Origin of the sequence: Pseudoalteromonas sp. CST2, assembly GCF_028599385.1 — a bacterium.
In the GTDB taxonomy this organism is placed as follows: domain Bacteria; phylum Pseudomonadota; class Gammaproteobacteria; order Enterobacterales; family Alteromonadaceae; genus Pseudoalteromonas; species Pseudoalteromonas atlantica.
Genome location: NZ_JAQREO010000001.1, coordinates 397,238 through 423,373 on the forward strand (window position 1 = coordinate 397,238; position 26,136 = coordinate 423,373).

21 protein-coding genes are annotated in these 26,136 nt (G+C 41.3%); 16 read left to right on the forward strand and 5 right to left on the reverse strand.

Annotated features, from left to right (window positions below; genetic code table 11):
* Positions 1-85: 85 nt before the first annotated feature.
* From PSH41_RS01810 to PSH41_RS01820, 3 genes are all read left to right on the forward strand, one after another.
* Positions 86-943, forward strand: coding sequence for a GGDEF domain-containing protein (locus PSH41_RS01810; protein WP_273588712.1), 858 nt, complete (start codon positions 86-88; stop codon positions 941-943).
* Positions 944-1,096: 153 nt separating this feature from the next.
* Positions 1,097-2,458, forward strand: a complete 1,362-nt coding sequence (locus PSH41_RS01815) for a DUF4397 domain-containing protein (RefSeq protein WP_121637898.1) — start codon at positions 1,097-1,099, stop codon at positions 2,456-2,458.
* Between the two features lie 175 nt (positions 2,459-2,633).
* The gene (locus tag PSH41_RS01820) at positions 2,634-5,339 is read left to right on the forward strand and encodes a DUF2339 domain-containing protein (RefSeq protein ID WP_273588713.1); all 2,706 of its coding nucleotides are present in this window, start codon (positions 2,634-2,636) and stop codon (positions 5,337-5,339) included.
* A gap of 80 nt (positions 5,340-5,419) precedes the next feature.
* Here PSH41_RS01820 and PSH41_RS01825 read toward each other — a convergent pair whose 3' ends face one another.
* Positions 5,420-8,860 (reverse strand): PAS domain-containing hybrid sensor histidine kinase/response regulator, encoded by a 3,441-nt coding sequence (locus PSH41_RS01825; protein ID WP_273588714.1) that lies wholly within the window; start codon positions 8,858-8,860, stop codon positions 5,420-5,422.
* Between the two features lie 392 nt (positions 8,861-9,252).
* Between PSH41_RS01825 and PSH41_RS01830 the strand changes: the two genes are divergently transcribed.
* The 13 genes from PSH41_RS01830 to PSH41_RS01890 all read left to right on the forward strand — a co-directional run bounded on the left by PSH41_RS01830 (position 9,253) and on the right by PSH41_RS01890 (position 23,614).
* Positions 9,253-9,516 (forward strand): DUF4212 domain-containing protein, encoded by a 264-nt coding sequence (locus PSH41_RS01830; protein WP_004586074.1) that lies wholly within the window; start codon positions 9,253-9,255, stop codon positions 9,514-9,516.
* 10 nt (positions 9,517-9,526) lie between these two features.
* Complete coding sequence (locus PSH41_RS01835) at positions 9,527-11,251, forward strand: sodium:solute symporter family protein (protein ID WP_004586075.1); 1,725 nt, start codon at positions 9,527-9,529, stop codon at positions 11,249-11,251.
* A gap of 113 nt (positions 11,252-11,364) precedes the next feature.
* Complete coding sequence (locus tag PSH41_RS01840) at positions 11,365-13,203, forward strand: DUF294 nucleotidyltransferase-like domain-containing protein (protein WP_055252794.1); 1,839 nt, start codon at positions 11,365-11,367, stop codon at positions 13,201-13,203.
* 15 nt (positions 13,204-13,218) lie between these two features.
* Positions 13,219-13,842, forward strand: a complete 624-nt coding sequence (locus PSH41_RS01845) for a 3'-5' exonuclease (RefSeq protein WP_273588715.1) — start codon at positions 13,219-13,221, stop codon at positions 13,840-13,842.
* A 58-nt stretch (positions 13,843-13,900) separates the two neighbouring features.
* A complete protein-coding gene (locus PSH41_RS01850; protein WP_029773917.1) occupies positions 13,901-14,593 on the forward strand; it encodes a hypothetical protein in 693 nt (230 codons plus the stop codon).
* Positions 14,594-14,675: 82 nt separating this feature from the next.
* Positions 14,676-15,404 (forward strand): SIMPL domain-containing protein, encoded by a 729-nt coding sequence (locus tag PSH41_RS01855; protein ID WP_273588716.1) that lies wholly within the window; start codon positions 14,676-14,678, stop codon positions 15,402-15,404.
* 79 nt (positions 15,405-15,483) lie between these two features.
* Positions 15,484-16,146 carry a peroxiredoxin-like family protein gene (locus PSH41_RS01860; protein ID WP_264390037.1) on the forward strand — a complete coding sequence of 221 codons (663 nt, stop codon included), beginning with the start codon at positions 15,484-15,486 and terminating at the stop codon, positions 16,144-16,146.
* Between the two features lie 178 nt (positions 16,147-16,324).
* The gene (gene epd / locus PSH41_RS01865) at positions 16,325-17,335 is read left to right on the forward strand and encodes an erythrose-4-phosphate dehydrogenase (RefSeq protein WP_004586080.1); all 1,011 of its coding nucleotides are present in this window, start codon (positions 16,325-16,327) and stop codon (positions 17,333-17,335) included.
* A 63-nt stretch (positions 17,336-17,398) separates the two neighbouring features.
* The gene (locus PSH41_RS01870; protein WP_004586081.1) at positions 17,399-18,574 is read left to right on the forward strand and encodes a phosphoglycerate kinase; all 1,176 of its coding nucleotides are present in this window, start codon (positions 17,399-17,401) and stop codon (positions 18,572-18,574) included.
* A 203-nt stretch (positions 18,575-18,777) separates the two neighbouring features.
* Complete coding sequence (fba, locus tag PSH41_RS01875) at positions 18,778-19,842, forward strand: class II fructose-bisphosphate aldolase (protein ID WP_004586082.1); 1,065 nt, start codon at positions 18,778-18,780, stop codon at positions 19,840-19,842.
* Positions 19,843-20,477: 635 nt separating this feature from the next.
* A complete protein-coding gene (gene phoB, locus PSH41_RS01880; protein ID WP_004586083.1) occupies positions 20,478-21,167 on the forward strand; it encodes a phosphate regulon transcriptional regulator PhoB in 690 nt (229 codons plus the stop codon).
* Positions 21,168-21,225: 58 nt separating this feature from the next.
* The gene (gene phoR, locus PSH41_RS01885; RefSeq protein WP_004586084.1) at positions 21,226-22,533 is read left to right on the forward strand and encodes a phosphate regulon sensor histidine kinase PhoR; all 1,308 of its coding nucleotides are present in this window, start codon (positions 21,226-21,228) and stop codon (positions 22,531-22,533) included.
* Between the two features lie 115 nt (positions 22,534-22,648).
* Positions 22,649-23,614: a PstS family phosphate ABC transporter substrate-binding protein gene (locus PSH41_RS01890; protein WP_004586085.1), complete on the forward strand. Its 966-nt coding sequence runs from the start codon at positions 22,649-22,651 to the stop codon at positions 23,612-23,614.
* Positions 23,615-23,707: 93 nt separating this feature from the next.
* Here the strand turns inward: PSH41_RS01890 and PSH41_RS01895 are convergent, their stop codons facing one another.
* Genes PSH41_RS01895 through folK form a run of 4 tightly spaced genes read right to left on the reverse strand, consistent with a single transcriptional unit; the run spans position 23,708 to position 26,133 of the window.
* The gene (locus PSH41_RS01895) at positions 23,708-23,944 is read right to left on the reverse strand and encodes a hypothetical protein (RefSeq protein ID WP_024033192.1); all 237 of its coding nucleotides are present in this window, start codon (positions 23,942-23,944) and stop codon (positions 23,708-23,710) included.
* A 30-nt stretch (positions 23,945-23,974) separates the two neighbouring features.
* Complete coding sequence (panC, locus tag PSH41_RS01900; RefSeq protein ID WP_064384724.1) at positions 23,975-24,823, reverse strand: pantoate--beta-alanine ligase; 849 nt, start codon at positions 24,821-24,823, stop codon at positions 23,975-23,977.
* Entirely contained in the window at positions 24,823-25,617 is a 795-nt protein-coding gene (gene panB, locus PSH41_RS01905; RefSeq protein ID WP_138611548.1) for a 3-methyl-2-oxobutanoate hydroxymethyltransferase, read from the reverse strand. Before panB ends, panC begins: the two co-directional genes overlap by 1 nt.
* A 30-nt stretch (positions 25,618-25,647) precedes the next feature.
* Positions 25,648-26,133, reverse strand: a complete 486-nt coding sequence (gene folK / locus PSH41_RS01910) for a 2-amino-4-hydroxy-6-hydroxymethyldihydropteridine diphosphokinase (protein WP_029773910.1) — start codon at positions 26,131-26,133, stop codon at positions 25,648-25,650.
* Positions 26,134-26,136 lie beyond the last annotated feature (3 nt).

A 26,136-nucleotide genomic window follows, 5' to 3' on the forward strand; every position in this document is an offset into this window, starting at 1 on the left:
TATAGTTTGTTAATAACGCATTAAAAAGCGCCACCCTAAGATTGAAACTGTACAACTTACCGTTAGGCTGTCTAACTTTTATAAAATGAGTTGGATAAACAAGGCGGTAAGTATAGCGTTACTGCTCTACATTATTGTTTTCTCACTTTATGCTTTAAATACTTTCCCCCCTTTAGATGTGCAAAATAACGTGTACGGTTTTACTACCGATTTTTGCAATCTCATCGTGCTCGTATTTTTATTTTGGATAGTGCAATGCTCTGAGCTTTCAAAACAAGCGTACGTGTTTTCTACTTTAGGTTTATTGCTATGGAGTATGGGTACAACAGCTGATGTAATAGATGAATTAGTTGTGCAGCCTTATTGGATGAGTGTTTATTTTGAAGACTTATGCAGAACCATGGGAATGCTTTTTACCGCCTATGGGTTATTTAAGACCATGCGTTTTGTACAAAGTATACATAACCGTTTAGCGCACGAACTAATTACTGATGACTTAACACAAGTACATAATAGACGCTATTTTTATCGACATGTTAAAACTGCCCCTAGTACGCCTTACGTTATTTTAATTATAGATATTGATCATTTTAAGGCTATTAATGATGAGTTTGGCCATGATGAGGGTGACTTAGTGCTACAGCAGTTAGCTACTAAGTATAATAGTGCATTTGTTAATAATGCAGTATTTGCTCGTTTAGGCGGTGAGGAGTTTGGCGGCTATTTGCCTACCGGTAATATAAGCCAAGCGGCTGAATTTTGTGGGCAACTAATAGACATTGCACACAATATTAAAGTTAAACAGGTCAAACAGCTTACCGTAAGTATTGGTATGGCGCTGCAAAGCGCTAACGAGCCCCTCGACAAGGTAATGAAGCGGGCAGACATGGCTTTATACGTTGCTAAAAATAATGGCCGAGATCAATATAAAATAGCCCCTTAAGCTTTCTACGCAAATATCCTTATTATTTGCACATTTATTACACTTTTAAACGTTTTCGTAAAGAACTGTCAGCGAGGGTAATACTTTGTAAACTATGAAATTAAAATGCAGCAAAGAAGTCATAATAGTGATTTTAATAATAAGGAAACTTTAATGACCAACTCTCTGTTGAAAGCTGCTTTACCTCTAAGTTTAATGTCTATTCTAGTTGGTTGTGGCGGCAGCGACGGCTCAAGTGATACAGGCTACGTACAATTATATAATGGCTCTTATAACAGCCCATATACGCGTTTATTTGTAGACGAAACTGAGCGCTCAGGCACTGATTTTGCTGATGTAACCACGCGTCATAATTACAGCACCGGCACTTACGATTTAAGCTTTGAATACTTAGATGCAAACGACAGCTACATTACAATTAGCGAACAAGAAGTATCAATCAAAGGTGACAAAACCGAACTAATTGTAATGAGCGGTAACTTTGACGAACCTACGTTCACAGAGCTAAGCGTGCCCATTTCAAGTGATACAGACGAGTTTAACTTAGGTTTTTACAATATCACCAGTGAAGACACTAGCTACGATATTTACCTAGCAACCGATGATGGCGTATTTGAAAGTGCTGAACTATTTACATCAACACAGTATTTAAGTGAGCTAGATTTACAAACCCTTGATGAGGGTTACTACACAATTTATATCACTGAGGCAGGTAGCACTGATGTAGTGTATGAGTCGGAGTCGGTTTATTTTTACGATGAAGAAAGCTACGTAGCCATGATCCGCCCAAGCTATGCAACAGAAGAAAATGGTATCACGCTCGATATTGTGACTGACAATAACTATGTTACAGCACTAAAGCACCAATCAGCGTTAGGCCAATTGCGCTTTATAAATACCGTTGACGATTACTCGCCAGTTAGCTTTAGCACGACCCGTGGCACCACAGTTAACGATACCAATACGGTAGCAAGCGATACCTACACCGATTACATTGAGCTTTCGCCAAACAGTTACAGCGTTGCAATGTACGATGAAGAGGGCACTAAGCTTGCCGATAACTTTTTAATGACCCTAGAGCGCGAGCAAAGTGCGGTAGGCGTTTTTTACAACGATGTCGATAATGGTTTACGCATGATGAGTGTTGAGGAAAACCTAACACCTAGCAGCTATAGCCATACTATTTCGGTTGTTAACCTAATTGAAAGCTACGCAGGGCAAACAGTAAGCGAAGTTGACGTGTACTTTACCTTAAATGGTGAAACTGTTGATGACGCCACCAATGTAATTGATGGCTTAGATAGATACGATCAAGAAGAAATTGATGTAGATGATGAAGCTTACACTGTGTATGCCGTATACGAAGATAACGGCCAACAAATAGTGTTAATTCAACAAAGCGATATAGATTTTACCGAAGAAGGTAACTATATCTTAATTTTAGAGCACGATGAGACAACCAGTTCAGGCTTTAAAATGAGTGTAACGCGCACAATTACAGACAGCGTAGAATAAGTAACATGTAACACGTTCTAGAAAGTAAAAGCCCTAAGCATTATTGTTTGGGGCTTTTTTTGCCTGGCTGTAGCGTGATTTTGTTTACATTAAATAAACCCATATATAAGCAGATTGCTATAACTTTTAAAAATTTTAGGTACACTCATAACATAATAAATAAAAAGAGCGTGCCATGGATGAGTTTTTAGGGATAGTGGGTTTATTTGCATTTGCAATAATGGCCGGTGCTATTTGCGGTATTGTCGCAATTGCACAACTTAGTAATTTAAAGCAAGAAATTACCCAATTAAAAGCAAAAGTACTTAGTTTAGAATTAGCTAACAACGCACAAAGCCACGGTGAAAACGCCGATAAAAGCACCGATTGCTCCACAGCTGAACATGCGGATACGGCTCAAACAAATAGCAATGAGGCGACTTTTAATCAAGTTAGTCCTAATCAATCCAATCAGCCAAGTCAGCCTCGTGGGCAGGTAAAAACGCCAGCTTCAGCAATAAAGCCTCCCGCTAATGCTTCTGCCAATAAACATAAGCAAGGCAGTAAAAATCTCAAACCCACACTTGTTACTTCTTTTTTTGAAAAATTGCGTAGCGACTTTGAACAAAACTGGATGACCTGGATAGGCGCAATCGCATTGGCGTTAGGCGGTATATTTTTAGCAAAGTACAGTTTAGAAGCCGGGTTGCTCTCTCCTACGATGCGATTAACCCTAGGCGGTTTATTTGGTGGAGGCTTAATTGCAGCCGCAGCTTATATGCATTACAAAAATAGTGTATTTGAAGGGTTTAAGAACTATATACCTGCAGCGCTTGCCAGTGGGGGTTTTATTACGTGCTTTGCACTGACCTTATTGGCGTATAGCAGCTATAACATGATCAGCCCCTTAACAGCATTTGTTGTACTTGGGGTTATTGCCATAAGTGCGGGCGCTATGGCAATAATGCTTGGCCCAGTATTGGCCGTACTAGGTATTATTGGTGCTTATTGTGTCCCCGTGCTGATTAACACTGGCAGCAATAATTTATTTGCGCTTTATATGTACATTGGGTTTGTGAGCTTATCTGCTGCGCTGGTCGCGTATAAAGTACAGCGTGCATGGCTGTGGTATTTACTTTGGGCGGGGCATTTGAGCTGGTATGTTGTTGGCTTTACTTTAGCTAACAGCAGCACCATTTGGCTTATGGGCACGTATGGGCTATTAAGTGTTATTGGTTTAATTGCTGTGCCACGCTTGGGGTTAAAACTTGCGGTGGTTGAAACTCGCCCACATAGTTTAAAGCGCCTAATAAGCGCACTCCCTAGTAACCCTTTAATGCTTGCCTGTATTGTCCCTTTGTTGCTGGCTATGCTTTTTGATAGTAATAACTACTTACAGTGGCAAATAATAAATGCGTTAAGCATATTAACATTGCTGTTTTTAGTGCTTAAAAATAGCCGCTGGGATTTATGGCAAGGGGTGGCGATGTTAATAGCTGTACTCTGGCTATTAAGCACGCCTTCTTATTATGCTGATTATTCTGACTCGCTATTTATATTTAGGCACCAATATGGTGGCGCTATATTTTTAGGGTTAGCGCTCAGCGTATATGGGCTTTATTTTGGTATAAAGTGGCAGCCTAAACGATTGGCTTTTCATATTACTGCCTCGTTTAGCGTATTTATAATGATTGCCACCTTATACGCTATAATCCCAAACCATGCGTTGGCCACAGCCTATCCATTGTGGGCAGTGATACTACTTACAAGTAGCGCCATTTTAATTAAGTGCGCAATAGGTGGCGCAACGCTTTTTCAGCGCTTTACATATTGGGTGGGGGCAAATGCCAACATCACGCTTGCTATCACTATGTTATTAAATGACAGCGGGCTAACCATTGCACTGGCTATTCAAGTTTTACTTATTAGCGTGTTAATAAACCGCTATCGGGTGCCTATGCCACATTGGCCTATTAAAGCGCTGGTGGCTGCATTACTACTTCGCCTAACACTGTCACCGTGGACCCCAAGTTACGAGGCGCTTAGTGTATTGGGTGTACACTGGAGCTTAGTAGTTTATCCTTTGTGTGTGGTGTTATTTTACACTGCAGCCAAATGCTTTAACGCATCGCAGTTAAAAGTTTGGCTTGAAGGCGCAGCGCTGCATTGCTTGGCGTTATTTATTACCACCGAAACCAGCTATCAACTGGTAGAGCACTATCCGCAGTTTGATTCTTTGAGCTTTTACGAACAAGCTTTACTCACCTGTAATTGGCTTGCACTGGGTTGTGTATATTTACACCGTGCTCGTATTGCCGGTAGCTTAGCTAAATTATACCAAGTGGCAGGCATGGCATTAGCAGGTGCTGCGGGTGTTACTGCACTGAGCACCTTACTAAACGCTAATCCATTTTTAAGCTCTATTTATATTGGCGAATATTTTGTATTTAATTGGCTATTTTTGCTTTGGTTAGTGCCTGCGGGTCTCGTGCTTTGGCTTTATACGTTAATTAAACCGCTGTATACAAAAGCTGCGCCATTTATACTCACAGTAGCGGGTGTATTGAGTGTGTTGGCAATTAATGGCTTTATACGCCAATACTGGCAAGGCCCTTATATTTACTTATCAACAGGTGCAAGCAACGCAGAGCTTTATAGCTACTCGGTTATTTGGCTTGTGTTAGGGGCTATTACTGTGGTGCTAGGGCATTTAAAAAATCAGCTATTAATCCAAAAAATAGGGTTAGGATTATTGGCAGCGGTTATTTTAAAAGTATTCTTAGTGGACATGGCTAATTTAACGGGGCTTTTAAAAGCGCTGTCGTTTATTGGCTTAGGCTTGTCGTTAGTGGGGCTTAGTTGGTTATTTCAAAAACTACGAAGCCAAGCCAAACCAGCCTAATAATTTAGGATTCCAACGCTTTGTTAAGCAAAAAATAAGCCCAGCTAATACTGGGCTTATTTTTTGCTGCCAATTGGCTATTACGTGCTGTGATTAAGTAAAGCTTTAAGCTTACCTGGCTTAATAGGCTTACTTAAATAATGAATATTAGCCGCTTTGGTTTCTTGTTTAAGCTCGGTGTCGCGTACGGCAGTTATAAGTATGGCGGGCACTTCGCTTTGCCATATATCACGCAGTGTTTTTATAAGCGAAATACCATCGCAATCATTACCTAATTGGTAATCCATTAAAATTACATCGGGCGCTGTGTGCTGTTTAGCGTGCGCGAGTACTTTATTTACATCGTCAAACAAGGTGTAATTGGCTTGCCACTTTTTAAGTAAACTGGCCATTGCTGCTAGGTTTTCGGGGTCATCGTCTACCGCGACTATGTTAATCGCGTCGCGGTTTTCTACTAAACTGCTGGCCGTTGCTTTTTGTTGTACAAACTGCGCATCGCCATAGGGGACTTCAATACTAAAGCGGCTGCCTTTACCGGGCTCTGAGTGCACATCAAGCTCTAAGCTAAGTAAATCGGCCATACGTTTTACAACGCCAAGCCCTAAACCAACGCCTTTGTTATCACCGGCTTCTATACGGTAAAAGTCGTTAAATATTTTAGCTTGTTCTATTTGGCTAATACCTGGGCCGGTGTCCCATACTTCTATACGTAAATTATGTTTACGGTTTCTGCACGCTATTAATACTCGCCCTGTTTCAGTGTATTTAACCGCATTAGATACCAAGTTTTGTATAATTCGGCGCAAGTAGGTAATGTCGCTATGCACAATTTGTGCGTTTGAACGCACGGTTAGTTTTAAGCCTTTATCGCTTGATAAAATAGCGTACTCGCTTTGCAGTGGCATAAGTATATCGTTTATACAAAAGTGCCGAGGGGTTGGGGTCATTGCGCCTTGCTCTAACTTGGCAATTTCTAGTAAGGCCGACATTAAATGCACGGTTGAGTCTAAACTGTGGCCAAGCTTATTAAAGCTATTTTGGTTAGTTGTATCAAGCTGCTTTTCATCAATGGCGGCAAGGTATAAACGCGCCGCGTTAAGGGGCTGTAAAATATCGTGGCTTGCCAGTGCTAAGAATCGCGTTTTACTGTCGTTGGCTTGCTCTGCTTCGCGCTTGGCTAAAGTAAGTGCTTGCTCTGTTTTTACTCGGCTATCTATTTGGGCTTGTAAGTCTTTATTAATGGTTTGCACTTCTTGAGTTCGCGCCTCAATGCGGTTTTCAAGATCCATGTTAATTTCTTCAAGCGCATTTTGCGTACTTATATGGTTTGTAATGTCTGAAAAACTCGTTACAAAGCCGCCATCGGGTAGGGGGTTACCTATCATTTCGTACACTTGGCCATTACGGCGGTGGCGAATAAAGTGATGCGAGCTACCATTTTTTAAATGCTGAACGCGTTTTTCTACTTGGCGCTCTATTTCGCCTGGGCCACATTCACCGCGTACTGCGTTGTACCTTATTATATCTTCAATGGGTTGCCCCACTTCTAAAAAGCCGTCAGGGTAGCCAAACATTTGGCTGTAGCGCTTATTCCATGCCACCAGTTTTAAGTCTTTATCGACCACCGAAATACCATGGCTTAAGTTTTCGAGCGAGGTATACAAAAGGTTTTGGTTAAACTGCAATGCTTGTGTGGTTTCGTCAAAAAAGTTAACCACCTCTTCAAAGGCCATACGTTTACCCGATGAAACCGTACGGATTAGCGCCTGCGCCGAAGACGCCCCTAACACCCCAGTTAACGCACGTTCGCAGTAGGCTATAAATTCGGGCTCGGGGTGGGCATTATTGTCACTTAGCTGGTGCGAAAGTGAAAAGTGCGCCAGTACTTGTTGGCTACGCTGAATACCTAAAAAGGTTTGCAGTAGTATTTTAAAGTCGTAAACCGTGGCTTTAACATTTTTGTTTAAGCGGCGCGATAAAATAGCCTGATCTTTAGGGTTAACAAATGCAGCCGCCTGAATTTTATCTATCAAGCGCTCTTCTGCCCCTAACGAAAAGCTAATATAACAACCAATATTAGCAAATAAGGCAATCAGAGTGCCGCGTGTAATAAGGGTTTGCTGAAGCTCGCTATCAAGCGCGCTGCCGGCATCTAAAATTGGCATCATTAAAAATAATACCCAACAAATAAAACCCGCTAATAGCCCCGCATATACACCATAAGCATGGCCTTTTCGCCAGTAAAGCCCGCCCACAATAGCTGGGAGCAGCTGCGTTACTAACGAAAATGCCACCAGCCCCATGCTGGCCAGCGCACTACCATGGCCAAACCATTGCTGATAAAAATAAGCCAATATAAGTATGCCGGCTATGGTAAAGCGCCTGACTAATAAAATTTGCGATTTATAACTGCTGGTAATTAAGTTGCGCTTAAATTTACGGCGTAGCATAAGCGGCAGCACTACATCGTTAGAGATCATGGTGCTAAGCGTAAGTGTGGCCACCACGATCATGGCGGTGGCTGCAGAAAGCCCGCCAATAAATACAAAGGTACTTAAAAAAGCTTGGTCGTGAATAAGCGGTAGCGCTAATACAAAGCTGTCGGGTGAAAAACTGCTACCAATACTTGGGTGAATTGCGGCAGTAGCAATAGGAATTATCATCGCGGCGGTGAGTAATAAATACAGCGGAAAAGCCCAACGAGCAGTAAATAAATGGCGTTTGTCTTGGTTATCTACCACGGTGACATGAAATTGTCGTGGTAAACAAATTATTGCCGCGGCAGCCATAAGTGACTGGCCAATAAAGTTAAAACTAAAAAAGTTAAAGTTGCCCCAGTGTTGCCAAACCGACTCTGTGACTTTGTCGCCGCTAAGGGTGGGTAAATTAAATAAGGTGTACAAGGCTAAGCCAGCGACGGCAATAAGCGCAATGAGCTTTATCATTGACTCAAAGGCGACTGCTAGCATAAGCCCAGAGCGGTACTCGGTAACATCTACCTTACGGGTACCAAAAAATATTGCAAACAGCGCCATAATTAACGTGGCGGTGAGGGTAAGCATTTCGCCAGATATTTGATTGCTGTTTTGCAAAAGCAAAAAGCTGGTACTGAGTGCTTTTAACTGCAGCGCAATATAGGGAATGGTAGCAAGTAGGGCAATAACAGTGACCAGTATTGCACTGGTTTGACGTTTACCATAGCGGGCAGAAATAAAATCGGCAATGGTGGTAATGTTTTGTTTTTTACTTACTAATACCAGTTTGCGTAAAAAGCCTTGGCCAAAAAAGAACAACAATGAAGGGCCCAATAAAATGGGTAAATAGCTCCAACTACTGGTGGCGGCGGTACCAACCGAACCATAGTACGTCCACGAGGTACAATAAATCCCTAACGATAACGAATACACAAAAGGATGATGGCTAATCCGTTTAGCAAGTGGTGTTGTTTTATCGCCCCAATTAGCAAGCCAAAACAGCACCCCAATATAGCCTAATGCTACAAAAATCAGTACAGCAGTCATGTTGTTATTAAACCTTATTATTTATACCCACACACAATAACAGAGATAACTTTAAGTGTGCGTGCACAATTTTATGCAAAATATTAACGTTGTTTTTATTGTGTTGATTTTAAATGATTATTTATATTTCTGGTGGTTTATTAGACTAATGTCGTATTTTTACACAAAGCCACTTAAATTTTGCAGTTAACGCACTTAGGGAAAAGCTAACCTACTGAAAATTATGTGTAATTGTGTTTTTACATACAATTGCATTTGCAGTTTACGTAAAGGTTAACAGGCTGTTACGACTATGGTCTCACTTCACTCTTCACGCCGCGTTGCTAAATTAATAACCGACTATAAAAAAACCACTCATTGCAATTATGCAATGCTTAAAGGGGAAAATAGAAATGGCTTTTAAAGATGAAGAACAAGCAAAAGCTTATTGGGCAGAAAACATTTCACTACTGTTTAAGTTACTAGCAGTGTGGTTTGTGGTCTCATTTGGCTTTGGCATATTACTGGTAGATGTACTGAATGAAGTACGTTTTTTTGGGTTTAAACTTGGCTTCTGGTTTTCACAACAGGGCGCTATTTACACCTTTGTAGCTTTGATTTTTGTTTACGTTTTCAAAATGAACACGTTAGATAAAAAATACGGCGTAGACGAATAGGAGCTAGGTAATGGATGTTCAAACACTCACATTTATAATTGTTGGTTTAAGTTTTGCGCTTTATATCGGCATTGCAATTTGGGCGCGTGCAGGCTCTACAAATGAGTTTTACGTGGCAGGGGGCGGCGTACCTCCGCTTGCCAATGGTATGGCAACCGCAGCCGATTGGATGAGCGCAGCGTCGTTTATTTCAATGGCGGGTATTATTTCGTTTGCAGGTTACGATGGCGGTGTTTACTTAATGGGGTGGACTGGCGGCTATGTATTACTCGCTATGTGTTTAGCGCCTTACTTACGTAAATTTGGCAAATTCACTGTACCTGACTTTATAGGCGATCGTTACTACTCACAAACAGCACGTGTTGTTGCTATTTTGTGTGCCATCTTTATTTGTTTTACTTACATTGCTGGACAAATGCGTGGCGTAGGCGTGGTATTTTCGCGCTTTTTAGAAGTAGAAATTGAAACCGGTGTTTACATTGGAATGGTGATTGTATTCTTTTATGCGGTACTTGGCGGCATGAAAGGCATTACCTACACGCAAGTAGCGCAGTACTGTGTGCTTGTGTTTGCCTACCTTGTGCCCGCTATCTTTATTTCAATGATGATGACAGGCCACTTCTTCCCGCAAACCGGCTTTGGTGCCACATTGAGTGATGGCTCAGGCATGTATGTACTTGATAAGCTAGACGGGTTAAGCGCAGAGCTGGGCTTTGCACAATACACCGAAGGCTCTAAAAGCATGATTGACGTATTTGCTATTACCGGCGCTTTAATGGTGGGTACTGCTGGTTTACCGCATGTAATTGTTCGCTTTTTCACTGTACCACGCGTTAAAGATACCCGTATTTCAGCAGCGTGGACATTGGTATTTATTGCTATTGTTTACACTACTGCACCGGCGGTTGCCTCGTTTGCACGCGTAAACATGATTGACACCATTAACGGTAAAGATGGTAGCGGTACAGAGTACGCTCAAGCACCAGCGTGGATCAAAAACTGGGAACGCACGGGCTTAATTACCTTTAATGATAAAAACGGCGACGGCAAAATGTTTTACACCGCCGGCAAGGTAGAAGACCCAACAAGCGCAAACGAAGTAAAAGTAGACCGCGATATTATGGTACTGGCTAACCCTGAAATTGCTGATTTACCAGCATGGGTAATCGCATTAGTAGCGGCCGGTGGTATTGCTGCTGCGCTTTCAACCACAGCAGGGCTATTGCTGGTTATTTCAACATCAGTGTCGCACGATTTACTTAAACGAACCCTTAAACCCGACATAAGCGATAAACAAGAGCTACTCGCTGCACGGTTAGCTGCGATGATTGCCATTGTTATATCGGCTTACTTTGGGATTAACCCGCCTGGGTTTGTTGCATCGGTGGTCGCCTTTGCCTTTGGTTTAGCGGCGGCGAGTTTCTTCCCAGCAATTATTATGGGGATATTCTCTAAAACAATGAATAAAGAAGGCGCAATTGCTGGCATGGTAACCGGTATAGGCTTTACCGCTGCGTATATTATCTTCTTTAAATTTGTAAGCCCTGAGCTTAATAGTCCAGAAAATTGGTTCTTAGGTATTTCGCCCGAAGGAATTGGCTTAGTGGGGATGATAATAAACTTTGTGGTTGCTGCAACCGTACTTAAATTAACAAAATCGACACCGCTTGAAATACAACAAATGGTGGAAGGTATTCGTAATCCTAAAGGGTCAGGTGAAGCACACGCACATTAATGCGCTAAGCCTACTTAAAAATAAAGCACCAAAAGCCCGACTTTAGTCGGGCTTTTTATTTGTTTAAATAATGAGTACATTAGGTTTTGTGTATACTTTTTAAGAGTACAGCAATGAGTGTAGAGCAGCAGGAAGTTGCCCAGTTTGTGTGTATGCAGGCGCCATTTAGCATGCTACACGACAGTGCGTGTGAGTATTTTGTAAGCCATATTGATAGTGTTTATTTAACCCGAGAAAACCAAGCGCAGTGGCTGCAAACGCAAACCCCAAAGCTTTTTTTAATTCGCTCCGGTTTATACGACCTAGTGGATGCAAAAGGCGATGTAGTGAAGCGTTTAGCGCAGGGGGATTACTTTGGCTATCCTTCTTTGTTGACCGGAGAGGCGATTCAAAATAGGTTACAGGTACAAAAAGAGGGCATAGTGTATATGCTTGCGCAAACGCATTTTGACTTTTTACGTCATCAATACAAACCGTTTGAGCAATATTTTGTACGCGCGCACGCCAATCGTTTGCTTTCATCACATTATAAAAGTAAAAACGATAGCTGGTCTGAGCGCAGAATATCTGAGCTGATGACCCGCACCGCCATAACCTTAGCCCCCGATGCCAGTATTAGGCAAACCGCTAAAAAAATGAAAAAACACGGTGTATCGTCAATTATGATCACCGAACACGCCATTTTAGTTGGCGTAGTGACCGACCGCGACTTACGTAACCGTGTACTGGCCGATGAAGTCGACCCACAAGATGCGGTTAGCAGCATAATGAGTGCAAAGCCTAAATTTATATTTGAAAACAATCGGGTGTTTTCTGCTTTGCATTTAATGCTTAAATACAATATTCATCATTTACCTGTACTTGATGAAAACCATAAGCCTTTGGGTATGCTTACCAGTACCGATTTACTGCGCCAGCAAAAAAGTGACCCTGTGCAGCTTATTGGCCGTATTTATAAAGCTCACAGCATTGCCGATTTAAAACGTTATGCAGGCGAAATCCCTGAGTTACTGCGTAGTTTTTCGTACAACATAGAAGACATATCGCTAATTGGTAAATTGCTCAGCGGCTTAACCGATGCACTCACCTCGCGTCTTATTCATTTATTTCAAGAAGAAAATGGCGCAGCGCCCACCAGTTTTTGCTTTATATGTTTTGGCTCGCAAGCACGCGAAGAGCAAACCTTACATTCAGATCAAGACAACGGCTTATTACTCCCAAATGATTTAAGCGAGCAACACCAAGCTTACTTTAAACACATGGGGGAGTTTGTATGTGAGCAGTTAGTAGAATGTGGCATTAGGCGTTGCCCGGGGAATATTATGGCCAGCAGCGATGAATGCAGAATGAGTGTAAGCCAGTGGTGCGAGCGCTTTTTTAAATGGATAAAAAGCCCAACCCCAAGCGCCATGCTTAACTGCAAAATATTTTTTGATTTGCGCTTTATAGAAGGCTCCAATGCTCTATACAGCGGCTTTTGCGAGCAGTTAAACAGGATATCGCGCGATGAGTTATTTTATGCTGCTATGGCAACCGATATAAGAGCCAGCTCAGTGCCTATAGGTTTATTTAATAAGCTTAAAACGCAAAAAAGCGACAACAACCATAAGTACATAGATTTAAAAAAACGCGGTGTGGTGATCATTAACGACATAGTGCGTTTATATGCGTTAAAAGCCGGAATAAAACGCGCCAATACCCAAGAGCGCTTAGATGCTTTACTTAAGCATTCACTGCTAAATAAAGACGATATTTATAATTTAAAAGATTGCTGGCGATTTTTAACTCAGTTACGTTTTAGTACGCAAATAAACGAAGAAGGTTTGCCAAGTAACTGTATAAACCCCGATAAATTAAGTTCATTAGAGCGTCATCAGCTTAAAGAGGCTTTTTATTTAGTAAAACAAGCGCAACAAGCCGCGGCGTTTAAATTTGCCCGTGGCAGTTTGTAACAAGAGGTAAGCGCTGTGGTAAAGAAATGGCTCAGTAAGTATATAAAAAGGCGTAATTTATTAAGTCAAAATGCGTTAACGCAACGCTATTTAGTGATTGATTTAGAGCTTACTGGGCTTGATGTAAACCAGCATGAAATTGTCTCAGTAGCCTGGGTAAAAATAGATAACCAATGTATAAAAATGAGTGAGTCGCAGCATTTAATTAATAAAAACGTTAAACGCTTAGACCAAAGCCCTGTTTTTCACGGCATTATTGACGACACCGTTGCTAAAGGACAAAGCCTGCACACTATATTAACGCAGCTAAGCCGTGATTTTAGTGACCATATTTTGGTTTTTCATAACGCCATACTGGATTGGGGGTTTTTAAAAGCAGCCCTTAAAAACGCTAATATAAGTGCGCAACCTAAGTTAATACTCGACACCCTCCACATAGAAAAAAAGCGCCTTATTTGCCAAGGTGCAGAAATAAAACAAGATGATTTAACCCTAAGTGCGTGTCGCAAACGTTATGAGTTACCAAGCTATCATTGCCATAACGCACTTACAGACGCACAGGCCACCGCCGAATTATTACTAGCCCAGTGCTACCAAATAAACCGTGGGAAGGAGTTGCAGTTGAGGTCAATAATTTAACAAAGCTACAGCATTTACTAATTATTTTGTTAAGATAAGAATTTTAAAAGGATTTATTATGGTAATTGAAGCCGCCAGTAAGTATTACAACCAGTTAAACAATGACCTTAAAGCAGTTAAAAAGTACATTCACAATAATTTTGGTGTGTTTCTTACTATTCTTTACTTACTGGGTAGTTTATCAGGCGTTGTGTATCTTTACGTTTTACTTAATAACTTCTCGGTTGATATATTCAATTTCATTGAAATAAGTGACTTTTTACTGGCACTGATTTCAAATTTTTTACTTATTACTCTTTATACTACGATCATCGTTTTAACAGCTATTTATTTAAATTGGCGCTCAGGACACATGCCAGATCCTAGTAAAACAACCGTGTTAAAAAAACTTTATTATGGCTTTGGTTACCCGTTCTATTTATTAAAACCTAGTTACTCATTAATGTTATTTTTAGCACTTATAATATCTACATACCCTACTATGTTGGCGCATTCACACAGTAAAGATATAATAAATGAAAGAACAATGAATTATCACTTGTCATTAAATTATCCAATTGCTCAGAGTAAAGTAACTCAACTTCAAAATGTTCAAATAGTAGCCTCAACAATGCGGAATTTATTTGTTTATGATAATAAACAAGATGAGTTACTTATTATTTCACAAGAAAATATCTCAGCATTAATACCTAACCTACACCAAGAAAAAACGATTAAGCCAAAGTCAAAAGCTGCATCAAGCACACAGTAATTAAACATTCGCTGAAACACGATTGGCTGCTATTTATTAGTATGGACGCATAACCAAGCATGGCACTTATTCAGGACAAATTATGAGACTCATTACCACTATTCTTCTAACCTTATTCCCTGTGATCGCTTGTGCTAATTCGAGCTTACCTGCCAATCGTCATATCTCAGTGCAAGGCACTGCTGAGGTATTAGTTGAGCCTGACATGGCTAAAATACTATTTAAGGTGAATAGTGTTAAAAATGAGCCGAATGCCGCCAATAACGCGCTTGAGAATAAAGTGAAGTTATTAATAGATGGGCTCAATCAATTTGAAATAAGCGCCGATGACGTAGTTGCCTCAAACGTTAAAATTGAAAAAACAGGAATGGATTATATTGAAACAGGGCATCAGGCACTTAGCGAATACGCAGCGATAAGAACGTTTGAAGTAACGCTAAACAGTATTGAGCGTGTGAGCGATTTAACCGATTTTTTATTGAACCAAGAAGTAAATGCGATTCAAAATATTGCGTTTTTATCTTCAAAATTTGAGCAATTACAAGCGCAAGCCACACAGTTAGCAATTGAAGATGCAAAAATAAAAGCGGATTTACTTGCTGATTCATTCAATGCAAAAGTAGGTGAAGTACGCACTATTCGCTCAACTAAAAACAACTATGACAGTGGTTTTAGTACAGCTATAACCAAGATGCACAGGGCGCAGTATGATAATAACTCTTTTCCTCAAATACGTAGTAACGATTTACAGGCAACAATAAGCTTTAAATCATCCATAAACGTGGTGTTTGATTTAGAGATAACTGATTAAATTAATAATTTCATTTCAAATACATGTTCGTACTGTAAGCTAGTTTTATGTTTTTGATTAATTTGAAGGTAGCAGTATTATGAGCGATGAAAGCAACACGTTAAAAGCACAAACCGAGGCAAAAGTAGCAGCAGGGCGAAAAGGTAATCCTGATTTTATGAAAGGCGTTGATGAAACCATTGCTCAGGCAAAAGCGTTTCAAGAAGGGGCAAATGCACTTAATTTAGATCAAAATGCCCCACGCTTTGAACTGCCGAACCAGCACGGTGAGCAAGTTTTATTAGATGAGCTACTTGCAAAAGGGCCTGTGGTTATAACTTTTTATCGTGGTAGTTGGTGCCCTTATTGTAATTTACAGCTAAAAGCATTGCAGTCACGCCTAGCTGAAATTCACGCATTAGGCGCACAGCTGGTGGCTATTAGCCCGCAAGCGCCCGATGGCTCAATGAGCGAAAACGACATACGTAATATGGATTTTGTTGTGCTGAGTGACCAAAATGCAGATGTAGCAGCAAGCTATGGCGTAGCGTGGCAAGTCCCTGCATTTTTATTAGATCATATGCGCGAAGACCGCGGCCTTGATTTAGAGTCGCTTAATAACGGCAACGGCAGTATTTTACCTATCCCTGCCACGTTTGTTTTAGATAGCGAAGGTAAAGTGACGTGGCGCTATGTTGATGTTGATTACCGCACCCGCTCAGAGCCACAAGATATAATTAATGCTTTAAAAGCACTACAGTAAGCAATAACGCAAGCTCGCTTTATGCCTAAAAGTAGCCAAGTAAATTAGCTACTTTTGGGTTAATTTAAAGTTTCTAATCGCTCCCTCTTATAATAATGTTCAAGGTCGATTACAATACAGCCATCTAAAAGGCATCGATGCCTTTGTCTGCACGTAAAGAGAGTGGATTTTATATTTCATGGCAATCAAACTTGCAATTAATGGTTTTGGTCGTATTGGTCGAAATATTGTCCGCGCGTTGTACGAGTCAGGTTTGAGCGACGAGATAAAAATTGTTGCGATTAACGAACTTGCTGACCCTGAAGCTATTGCTCATTTATTAAAATACGACACGTCCCACGGTCGTTTTTCTTTTCCTGTAAAACTTGGTGAAGACACCATTAGCGTTGCAGGCGATACCATTGCACTATTTTGTGAAGAAAACCCAGTAGAATTACCTTGGCAAACCCTTGATGTAGATGTTGTGCTTGAATGTACCGGTGTTTATCACTCGCGCGAGCATGCACAATTACACATTACTGCGGGTGCTAAAAAGGTGTTGTTTTCGCACCCAGCTGATAATGATGTAGATGCCACCATTGTGTATGGCATTAACGACGATGAGCTCAAACGCGAGCACACTATTGTATCTAACGGCTCGTGTACTACAAATTGTGTGGTGCCTGTTATTAAAGTGCTAGATGATGCGTTTGGCATTGAATCGGGTGCTATTACCACTATTCACGCGTCGATGAACGATCAACAAGTGATTGATGCGTACCATCATGATTTACGTCGTACCCGCGCTGCGAGTCAGTCTATTATTCCGGTTGATACAAAATTAGCACGAGGAATAGACCGCATTTTACCCAAATTTGAAGGGCGCTTTGAAGCCATTGCGGTTCGCGTGCCGACAATTAACGTAACGGCAATGGATTTAAGTGTTACAGTAAATGCCGATGTAGATTTAAAGGCGGTAAATACGGCACTTAAAGCCCAAGCAAAAGACCGCTTAGAAGGTATTTTAAGTTACACCGAAGAGCCATTGGTATCGGTTGATTTTAATCACGACCCACATTCTTGTATTATTGATGGCACGCAGACACGTGTTAGTCACAAACGCCTGATAAAGTTACTTGTTTGGTGTGATAACGAATGGGGTTTTGCCAATCGCATGCTAGATACAGCACGTGCGATGATGGCTAAGTAAGCATTTTATAATAATTTTAAAATTTATTTTTCAGGTTCAAGTATCGTTAACTAAGGAGATGTTATGTCGGTCATAAAAATGGCAGATTTAGATTTAAACGGCAAGCGCGTATTAATTCGTGAAGATTTAAATGTACCAGTTAAAGCAGGTAAAGTGACCTCAGATGCACGTATTCGTGCTGCACTGCCTACTATTAAGCTAGCTCTTGAAAAAGGCGCTAAAGTAATGGTTATGTCGCACCTTGGCCGCCCTACGGAAGGCGAGTACGATGACGAATTTTCACTTGCCCCTGTAGCCGATTACCTAAACGATGCACTTGAGCAAAATGTACGCCTTGAAAAAGACTACTTAAACGGCGTTGAAGTTGCCGATAACGAAGTAGTTGTATTTGAAAACGTACGATTTAATAAAGGCGAGAAGAAAAACGACGAAGCTTTATCAAAACAACTTGCTGCCCTGTGTGATGTGTATGTAATGGATGCATTTGGCACCGCTCACCGCGCACAAGCGTCTACTCATGGCGTTGGCTTATTTGCAGATGTTGCCTGTGCTGGCCCGTTATTATCAGCAGAACTTGAAGCACTAGGTAAAGCACTAGATAACCCAGCACGCCCATTGGTGGCTATTGTAGGTGGTTCTAAAGTATCAACTAAATTAACCGTTTTAGACTCGCTTTCAACGATTGTAGATCAGCTTGTAACAGGTGGCGGTATTGCTAATACCTTTATTGCAGCTGCGGGTCATCCGGTTGGTAAATCACTTTATGAAGCTGATTTAATGGATGAAGCAAATCGTTTATGTGCAGCAGCTAAAGCAAACGATGGTGAAATTCCGGTACCGACCGATGTTGTGGTAGGTAATGAATTTTCAGACTCTGCAGTCGCTACGCTTAAAGATGTAAGCGAAGTAACAAGCGATGACATGATTTTTGATATTGGCCCTGATACAGCCAGCCAGCTTGCAAAAATTATTGCAAACGCCGGTACTGTTGTATGGAATGGCCCAGTTGGCGTATTTGAGTTTGATCAGTTTGGTAATGGTACACGTGCTATTGCCCAGGCAATTGCTAACTCTAATGCGTTTTCGATTGCAGGCGGTGGTGACACTTTAGCGGCAATTGATAAATACGGCATTGCCGATAAAGTATCTTACATTTCTACCGGTGGTGGTGCGTTCTTAGAGTTTTTAGAAGGCAAAAAACTTCCAGCAGTAGAAATGCTAGAGTCGCGCGCTAAATAATAAACTTTTAGCCGCATTAGGTGAGGGGAAACCCTCACCAACGATTAATTATTAAATACCTCTCACCCTTATTTAATAGTTAATTAAGACAAAACTAAGCAGTGTAAATTGCTTTATTTTGTGGCGCAGTGATTGCGTCAAACTAACATATCCGTTCAAACTAGATGGCAGGAGACTGCTGTCGATAAATTGGAGAATACCCAATGGCTTTAATCAGTATGCGACAACTTTTAGATCATGCAGCTGAACACGGTTACGGCGTTCCAGCCTTTAACGTGAATAACCAAGAGCAAATGCGCGCAATAATGGAAGCGGCTGATAAAACAAACAGCCCAGTAATTGTTCAAGGATCAGCAGGCGCACGTGCTTATGCTGGTGCTCCATTTATCCGCCACATGATTTTAGCAGCCGTTGAAGAATGGCCGCACATTCCAGTAGTAATGCACCAAGATCACGGTACCTCACCCGGTGTTTGCCAACGCTCAATTCAACTTGGCTTTTCATCAGTTATGATGGATGGCTCATTAATGACTGACGGAAAAACCCCATCAAGCTACGAATATAATGTAGAAGTAACACGCGAAACCGTGGCTATGGCACATGCTTGTGGCGTATCGGTAGAGGGCGAGCTAGGTGTACTTGGCTCACTTGAAACCGGTGAAGCGGGCGAAGAAGATGGTGTAGGCGCAGAAGGTAAACTAACTACCGATCAAATGCTTACTGACCCAGAAGAAGCCGCTGATTTTGTAAATAAAACCCATGTTGATGCCTTAGCAATTGCTTGTGGAACATCGCACGGTGCGTACAAATTTACGCGCCCACCCACAGATGACATTTTAGCGATTGATCGTATTAAAGAAATTCACGCACGTATCCCGAACACGCACTTAGTAATGCACGGATCGTCGTCTGTACCACAAGAATGGTTAGAGATCATAAATCAATACGGTGGCGAAATTCCTGAAACGTACGGCGTACCTGTTGAGCAAATTGTAGAAGGGATCAAATACGGTGTACGTAAAGTAAATATTGATACCGATTTACGCCTGGCCTCTACCGGTGCTATTCGCCGTCATATGGCGCTTAACCCATCTAACTTCGATCCGCGTAAATACCTAGCAGAAGCAACTAAAGCAATGACAGAGATTTGTGTTGCGCGTTACAACGCGTTTGGTACAGCTGGTCAAGCAGGTAAAATTAAGCCAATTTCACTTGATGACATGCACCTTAAATATTTAAGTGGTGAGTTAGACCCACAAATTAAATAATGATCTTTAATTAAAAAAATACCGTTATAAAAACCAGCTGGCGTAATCCAGCTGGTTTTTTTATACCGCAAAGCACTGGGATCACTGTTGTACCAACTTAATAAAATGGGATCACTGATTTACTAACCGCCCCGCATTTGGATCATTTATTTACCAACTAGCGCATAAATTTACGCCACGTTAGGCGCTCAATTAATCAGATCGTTTTTTATTTGTACAATAGTTCAGGTGCTTAGTTGTTTGACTAAGTATAACCGTGATCCCAAATCCGATCGGCTTAGTAAAAATCTGATCTTTTTATAGACTGCTTAGTAAAAAACAGATCTATTTTTAACCACGTAATCACATCTTCCAATGCAAACTCAGTTTCGTATCTGGTTTTTTTACTGTGTTAGTAAAGTAATGATCCCGCCATGAGTATCTACTTAGAAATAAAACTGTCATCTTTTTGTAAATATGTTTTGATTAACCGTAATTTGCAAAATAGTTTTAAAAATATGACGTTAATGAGGTTTTTTGTCACTATTTTGTGTTTTTTTTACCAGGATTTTAATTTACACGTTACACTTTCATAAAAATGTCATACTTAGTCATAATAATGAAAACTAATTCGATAGCGTAAGAGATAATTTGGAATGTCACGTAAAGTACTAGTCGTAGATGATGAAGCTCCTATCAGAGAGATGTTAGTTTTTGTTTTAGAGCAAAATGGATTTCAAGCAATTGAAGCAGAAGATTACGATTCTGCAATTGCAGCTATGGTTGAACCATACCCAGATATGGTTTTACTCGATTGGATGTTACCAGGCGGTAGCGGTATTCAAATTGCTAAGCAATTTAAGCAAAGTGAATACACACGCCAAATTCCAATCATTATGCTTACAGCCCGCGGCGAAGAAGAAGACAAAGTACGCGGCCTAGAAGTAGGGGCAGATGACTACGTCACTAAACCTTTTTCTCCTAAAGAGTTAATGGCTCGTATTAAAGCGGTTATTCGCCGTGTATCGCCTACCTCATTAGAAGAAGCCATAGAAGTACATGGCTTGCGTTTAGACCCAATATCGCACCGCGTTACCTCTGAGGGAAGCGAGCTTGATATGGGCCCAACCGAATTTAGATTATTACATTTTTTTATGACTCACCCAGAGCGTGTTTATAGCCGTGAACAACTGCTTGACCATGTTTGGGGAACTAATGTGTACGTAGAAGACCGTACAGTTGATGTGCACATACGTCGTTTACGCAAAGCGATTGCACCGCTGGGGCATGATCGCTTAGTACAAACAGTACGTGGTGCAGGTTATCGTTTTTCTAGTAAATTATAAGGTACCGCAGCTAGGGTGTGAGTACGCATAAATTACTACTCAAAGGTAAAGTGAGTGTATGTATCGAGTTATTAATAAACAGGCGTTAGTAAAACGTCTGTTTATCTATTTTTTACCCCTGTTATTAGTTGGTGTGCTTATTGGTGCACCTTTTTTGCTTTTATTTTTAGGCACTTCTTCTCTTTTAGTCTGGCATTATCATCAACTTTATCGCTTAAGCGATTGGCTTTTAAATCAACGTAGCTTTAACCCACCAGAGGGCGAGGGTGCCTGGGAACAAGTATTTGAAGGCATTTATCATTTACAGCACCGTAATCGTAAAAAACGCAATGAACTGGCCGATTTAATTCGTCGCTTTCGCGATGGAGCTGAAGCCGTACCCGATGCCGTAGTGGTGTTGCAAAGTGATTTAAGCATTGTGTGGTGTAACCAACTTGCACTTAAAGTATTGGGGCTACAATGGCCGACCGATCATGGCCAGCGCCTAGATAACCTAATACGCGAACCTAAATTTGCCAAGTACATGCTGCGCGGTGAATTTGAAGAGCCATTAGAGCTTGATAACGGGCATATTGTTGACCAAGTGCTTGAGTTTAGGGTAATGCCGTATGCCAACACGCAGCTTATGGTGGTAGTACGTGATGTAACACGCTTAAAGCAGCTAGAGCAAATGCGCAAAGACTTTGTTGCCAATGTATCGCATGAGCTGCGCACGCCGCTTACGGTTGTTACTGGCTACCTTGAGATGATGGATGGCGATATGATGCCACCGCCTGCAATGTGGAATAAAGCGCAAAATACCATGCTTGAGCAATGTAAGCGTATGGACAGCTTAGTTAATCAGCTTTTATCTCTTTCGCGTATTGAAGGGGCGCGCAGGCAAGACAACGACAAAGCCATTAATGTGCCGCAAATGCTCAACTACATTAAAACCGAAGCGCAGTCTATAAACCAAGACAAAGGCCATGAGCTTATTTTTGATATAGATAATGAGCTTGATATTAAAGGCTCTGAAGATGAGCTACGCAGTGCGTTCTCTAATTTAGTGTTTAACGCTATACATTACACTAAAGCGGGCGGAAAAATTGTTGTTACCTGGCAGCGTAAAGAGGGGCTTGCGCACTTTAGTGTAAATGATAATGGCGATGGTATTGCACCAGAGCATATAAATCGTTTAACTGAGCGCTTTTACCGCGTAGATAAAGCAAGGAGTCGCACAACCGGTGGCTCAGGTTTAGGCTTAGCAATTACTAAACATGTGCTTACACGCCACGATAGTAAATTAAATATAAGCAGTGAGCTTGGTAAAGGCTCGTGTTTTTCTTTCGACTTTTCAAAGGATAAGCTTGTTAACTTAGCAAGTTAAAGGCAATAAAAAACAAAGTCATAAAAGTGTCATTTAAGAGTAATGTAACTGTCATCTACTCACTTTACAGTAGACGACAGTTAGGAAATGGGACGAACAAATCGGAGAACCCCGCATGAAATTTAAAAACTTAGTTGCCGCAATGGGTGTGGCTGTTACAACATTAGTATCTGCACAGGCTGTTGCTCTTGACGACGCAATTCCTGAATATCAAAAAATTAACGGCGTTTCAGGTAACTTTTCATCTGTAGGCTCTGATACTTTAGCTAACATGATGACTTTTTGGGCTGAAGAGTACAAACGTATTTACCCAAATGTAAATATTCAAATTCAAGCGGCAGGTTCGTCTACTGCTCCACCAGCGCTTACCGAAGGCACCTCTAACATGGGTCCTATGAGCCGTAAAATGAAATCAAAAGAAATCGAAGCGTTTGAAAAACGCTACGGTTACAAGCCTACAGAAGTGCGTGTAGCGATTGATGCATTAGCGGTATTTGTACACAAAGATAACCCAATTGAAGGCTTACGTATTGACCAAGTAGATGCTATTTTTTCATCTACTCGTAAATGTGGTGCGTCTGAGCAAGTTAACCGCTGGAGCGATGTTGGCCTAACGGGCGACTGGGCTGCAAAAGACATTCAATTATACGGACGTAACTCTGTATCAGGTACTTACGGTTACTTTAAAAAGAAAGCGCTGTGTAAAGGTGACTTCCGTAACAACGTAAATGAGCAACCAGGTTCAGCCTCTGTTGTACAGTCAATCTCATCTTCATTAAACGCGATTGGTTACTCAGGCATTGGTTACAAAACGTCGGGTGTACGTACGGTTCCTTTATCTAAAAAAGGCACTAACTACGTAGATGCAACGCTTGATAATGTTGCTAAAGGTAAATACCCACTTTCTCGTTTCTTATATGTTTACGTGAACAAGCACCCTAATAAGCCGCTTTCACCAATTGAAGCTGAGTTCTTAAAAATGGTACTTTCTAAAGACGGTCAAAAAATCGTTGAAAAAGATGGTTACGTACCACTATCTGCTAAGTTAGTAGAAGCAGAGCTTAAAAAGTTAGGTTTATAATTTAAGCCCAACCAATAAAAAAACCGCTCAATGAGCGGTTTTTTTGTGTGTAAAACTTTAAAGCGTAAAACAGACTAACTTACTAAAAAGCGATTACAGATCAGTCAGCTTTTGCGCTTGTGCTTTACACTGATTATAGCTCTCTACACATTTGGCAGAGCACACTTGCTGTTTTAAACCTTTGTCAATCGATTGCTGATCGCAACTATTTTCGCACTGATAGTTTTGTTGTGCGCATTGGTTTAACTCAGGGTTTTTCACTTGATTTTGGCAAGCTGCTAACAATGAAAATGAAAGGGCGAGGGCACTCGTTTTAATAAATGTTTGCATGCTTATCCTTAACGTTGAACTGCGCTTTTGTTAAATCTCAACTTGTAAGTTGTCGATTAATCTAACATTGCCTAAAAAGGCGGCAGCTAAAATAACAAGTTGTGTATCATCAAGTGTAGCAGCTTTTAGTGTATCTCGTTGAGCTATCTCAAAATAATCAGGCTTTAAGCCGGCTTGCTCTAAACTAAGCTGTGCGCTTTGCTCAAGTGCTTTGTAATCGGTATTGCCTGCTTTGAGCTGCTCAGCGCAACTGTTTAGTGTTTTAAATAATGTGGTCGCCGTGGCTTTTTGCTCTGTAGATAAATAGCCATTTCGCGAGCTCATAGCTAGGCCTGAAACTTCGCGCATGGTCGGTACACCAACAATTTCAACCGGAATTGATAAATCGCGTACCATGGTTTTAATCACTTGCAGCTGCTGAAAGTCTTTTTCGCCAAAGCATGCATAATCTGGTTGTACTAAATTAAATAACTTAGTCACTACCGTGGCAACACCTCTAAAGTGTCCTGGGCGCGTGCCGCCACAATACCCCATAGATACGCCTGGTACATCTACAAAGCTTTGCTCACCAAGGCCATTTGGGTAAATGGTGTCTACGCTTGGGGTAAACACAATATCGGTATTTAAGTCGGCTAAGCCTTGTTTGTCTTCGTTTAATGTACGTGGGTAGCTATCTAAGTCTTCGTTGGCACCAAATTGCATTGGGTTGACAAAAATACTCACAACCACCTTATCGGCCATTGTTTTTGCCTTTTCAACCAATGAAAAGTGGCCGCGGTGCAAGTTGCCCATGGTTGGCACTAAAGCCACGCTTAAACCTGCTTGGCGCCAAGCTTTAATTTGACTACGTAATGATTTAATTTCAGTAATTGACTGCATTATTTAAACTCATGTTCGGCGCTTGGAAACGCGCCACTTTTAACGTCTGTACAATATTTTTTAACTGCATCTGGCATGTTGCCAGTTTCCAGTAAAAAGTTTTTAGAAAATTTAGGAATGTATCCTGCCGAAATACCGACTAAGTCGTGCATTACCAGTATTTGACCATCCGTTACATTACCTGCGCCAATACCTATGGTAGGAATGGTGACGGCATCGGTAATGCGTTTAGCGAGAACACTTGGGATACACTCAAGCACTAATAATTGGGCGCCTGCGGCTTCTAGTGCTTTTGCATCATCAATCATTTTTTGCGCTTTGTCGTCTTCGCGGCCTTGAATTTTAAAGCCACCAAATACGTGTACTGATTGCGGCGTTAATCCTAAATGGCCGCAAACAGGAATACCTTGCTGCGTTAAACTTTTAATGCTGTCGTAAAGCCATTCACCGCCTTCAAGTTTTACCATATTAGCGCCTGCACGCATTAACTCTGCTGCATTTTTACAGGTGTCGCTAACGTTTGAATAGCTCATAAAGGGCATATCGGCTATTACAAAAAGCTCACGGCTGCCACCGCGTACACAGCGGGTATGATAGGCTATATCTTGATTGGTTACGGCTAGGGTATCGTCGCCACCTTGCAGCACCATGCCCAAAGAGTCGCCAACTAAAATAACGTCCACACCGTTATCATGAAATAACTTAGCAAAACTGGCATCGTAAGCGGTTAATGCGGTGATTTTGTTATTTTCTGCTTTCATTTTATTTAAAGTAGAAACGGTTATTTTAGACATAATATCCTCGCAGGCATAAGCCTTGGTTAATTACAGAGGTAATTGTTGTAAGTCGTTGAGCGGTAAGTCTTGCGCAATGGTTTTTAATGCAATGCCGCTTGGTAAAATCAGTTCTGGGGCAAGCTCAAGTAAAGGGTAAACTACAAACTCACGTTCGCACAGGCCATAATGTGGCACAGTTAAGCGCTGGGTATTAATCACTTGCTGACCAAACAGTAAGGTATCTATATCGAGCGTACGCGGCCCCCAACGTTCGGCTTTTCTTACCCGTCCATGTTCAAGCTCTATGGCTTGAGTTAAATCAAGTAATTGCTCAGGTTCAAGCGCGGTTTTAATACACGCTACGGCATTTACATAGTCGGGTTGATCTTGTGGGCCCATTGGTTTGCTTGCATAGTAATGCGATACACTTATAAATTCACAATGAGGCAGCTTTTTAAGCGCACAAACGGCGTTATCAAGCTGCTCTTTGGGTGAGTTTAGGTTGGCACCTAAACCCAAATATACACACTGCATGCA

Excerpts from the sequence above, each read along its gene's own strand:
- PSH41_RS01860 (WP_264390037.1), top strand. The coding sequence starts at position 15,484 with ATGAGCGATGAAAGCAACACGTTAAAAGCACAAACCGAGGCAAAAGTA.
- PSH41_RS01850 (WP_029773917.1), top strand. The coding sequence starts at position 13,901 with ATGGTAATTGAAGCCGCCAGTAAGTATTACAACCAGTTAAACAATGAC.
- PSH41_RS01830 (WP_004586074.1), top strand. The coding sequence starts at position 9,253 with ATGGCTTTTAAAGATGAAGAACAAGCAAAAGCTTATTGGGCAGAAAAC.
- panB (WP_138611548.1), bottom strand. The coding sequence starts at position 25,617 with ATGTCTAAAATAACCGTTTCTACTTTAAATAAAATGAAAGCAGAAAAT.
- epd (WP_004586080.1), top strand. The coding sequence starts at position 16,325 with ATGGCAATCAAACTTGCAATTAATGGTTTTGGTCGTATTGGTCGAAAT.
- PSH41_RS01810 (WP_273588712.1), top strand. The coding sequence starts at position 86 with ATGAGTTGGATAAACAAGGCGGTAAGTATAGCGTTACTGCTCTACATT.
- PSH41_RS01835 (WP_004586075.1), top strand. The coding sequence starts at position 9,527 with ATGGATGTTCAAACACTCACATTTATAATTGTTGGTTTAAGTTTTGCG.
- PSH41_RS01825 (WP_273588714.1), bottom strand. The coding sequence starts at position 8,860 with ATGACTGCTGTACTGATTTTTGTAGCATTAGGCTATATTGGGGTGCTG.
- panC (WP_064384724.1), bottom strand. The coding sequence starts at position 24,823 with ATGCAGTCAATTACTGAAATTAAATCATTACGTAGTCAAATTAAAGCT.
- PSH41_RS01890 (WP_004586085.1), top strand. The coding sequence starts at position 22,649 with ATGAAATTTAAAAACTTAGTTGCCGCAATGGGTGTGGCTGTTACAACA.
- PSH41_RS01815 (WP_121637898.1), top strand. The coding sequence starts at position 1,097 with ATGACCAACTCTCTGTTGAAAGCTGCTTTACCTCTAAGTTTAATGTCT.
- phoR (WP_004586084.1), top strand. The coding sequence starts at position 21,226 with ATGTATCGAGTTATTAATAAACAGGCGTTAGTAAAACGTCTGTTTATC.
- PSH41_RS01840 (WP_055252794.1), top strand. The coding sequence starts at position 11,365 with ATGAGTGTAGAGCAGCAGGAAGTTGCCCAGTTTGTGTGTATGCAGGCG.
- PSH41_RS01870 (WP_004586081.1), top strand. The coding sequence starts at position 17,399 with ATGTCGGTCATAAAAATGGCAGATTTAGATTTAAACGGCAAGCGCGTA.
- folK (WP_029773910.1), bottom strand. The coding sequence starts at position 26,133 with ATGCAGTGTGTATATTTGGGTTTAGGTGCCAACCTAAACTCACCCAAA.
- PSH41_RS01820 (WP_273588713.1), top strand. The coding sequence starts at position 2,634 with ATGGATGAGTTTTTAGGGATAGTGGGTTTATTTGCATTTGCAATAATG.
- PSH41_RS01855 (WP_273588716.1), top strand. The coding sequence starts at position 14,676 with ATGAGACTCATTACCACTATTCTTCTAACCTTATTCCCTGTGATCGCT.
- PSH41_RS01895 (WP_024033192.1), bottom strand. The coding sequence starts at position 23,944 with ATGCAAACATTTATTAAAACGAGTGCCCTCGCCCTTTCATTTTCATTG.
- phoB (WP_004586083.1), top strand. The coding sequence starts at position 20,478 with ATGTCACGTAAAGTACTAGTCGTAGATGATGAAGCTCCTATCAGAGAG.
- fba (WP_004586082.1), top strand. The coding sequence starts at position 18,778 with ATGGCTTTAATCAGTATGCGACAACTTTTAGATCATGCAGCTGAACAC.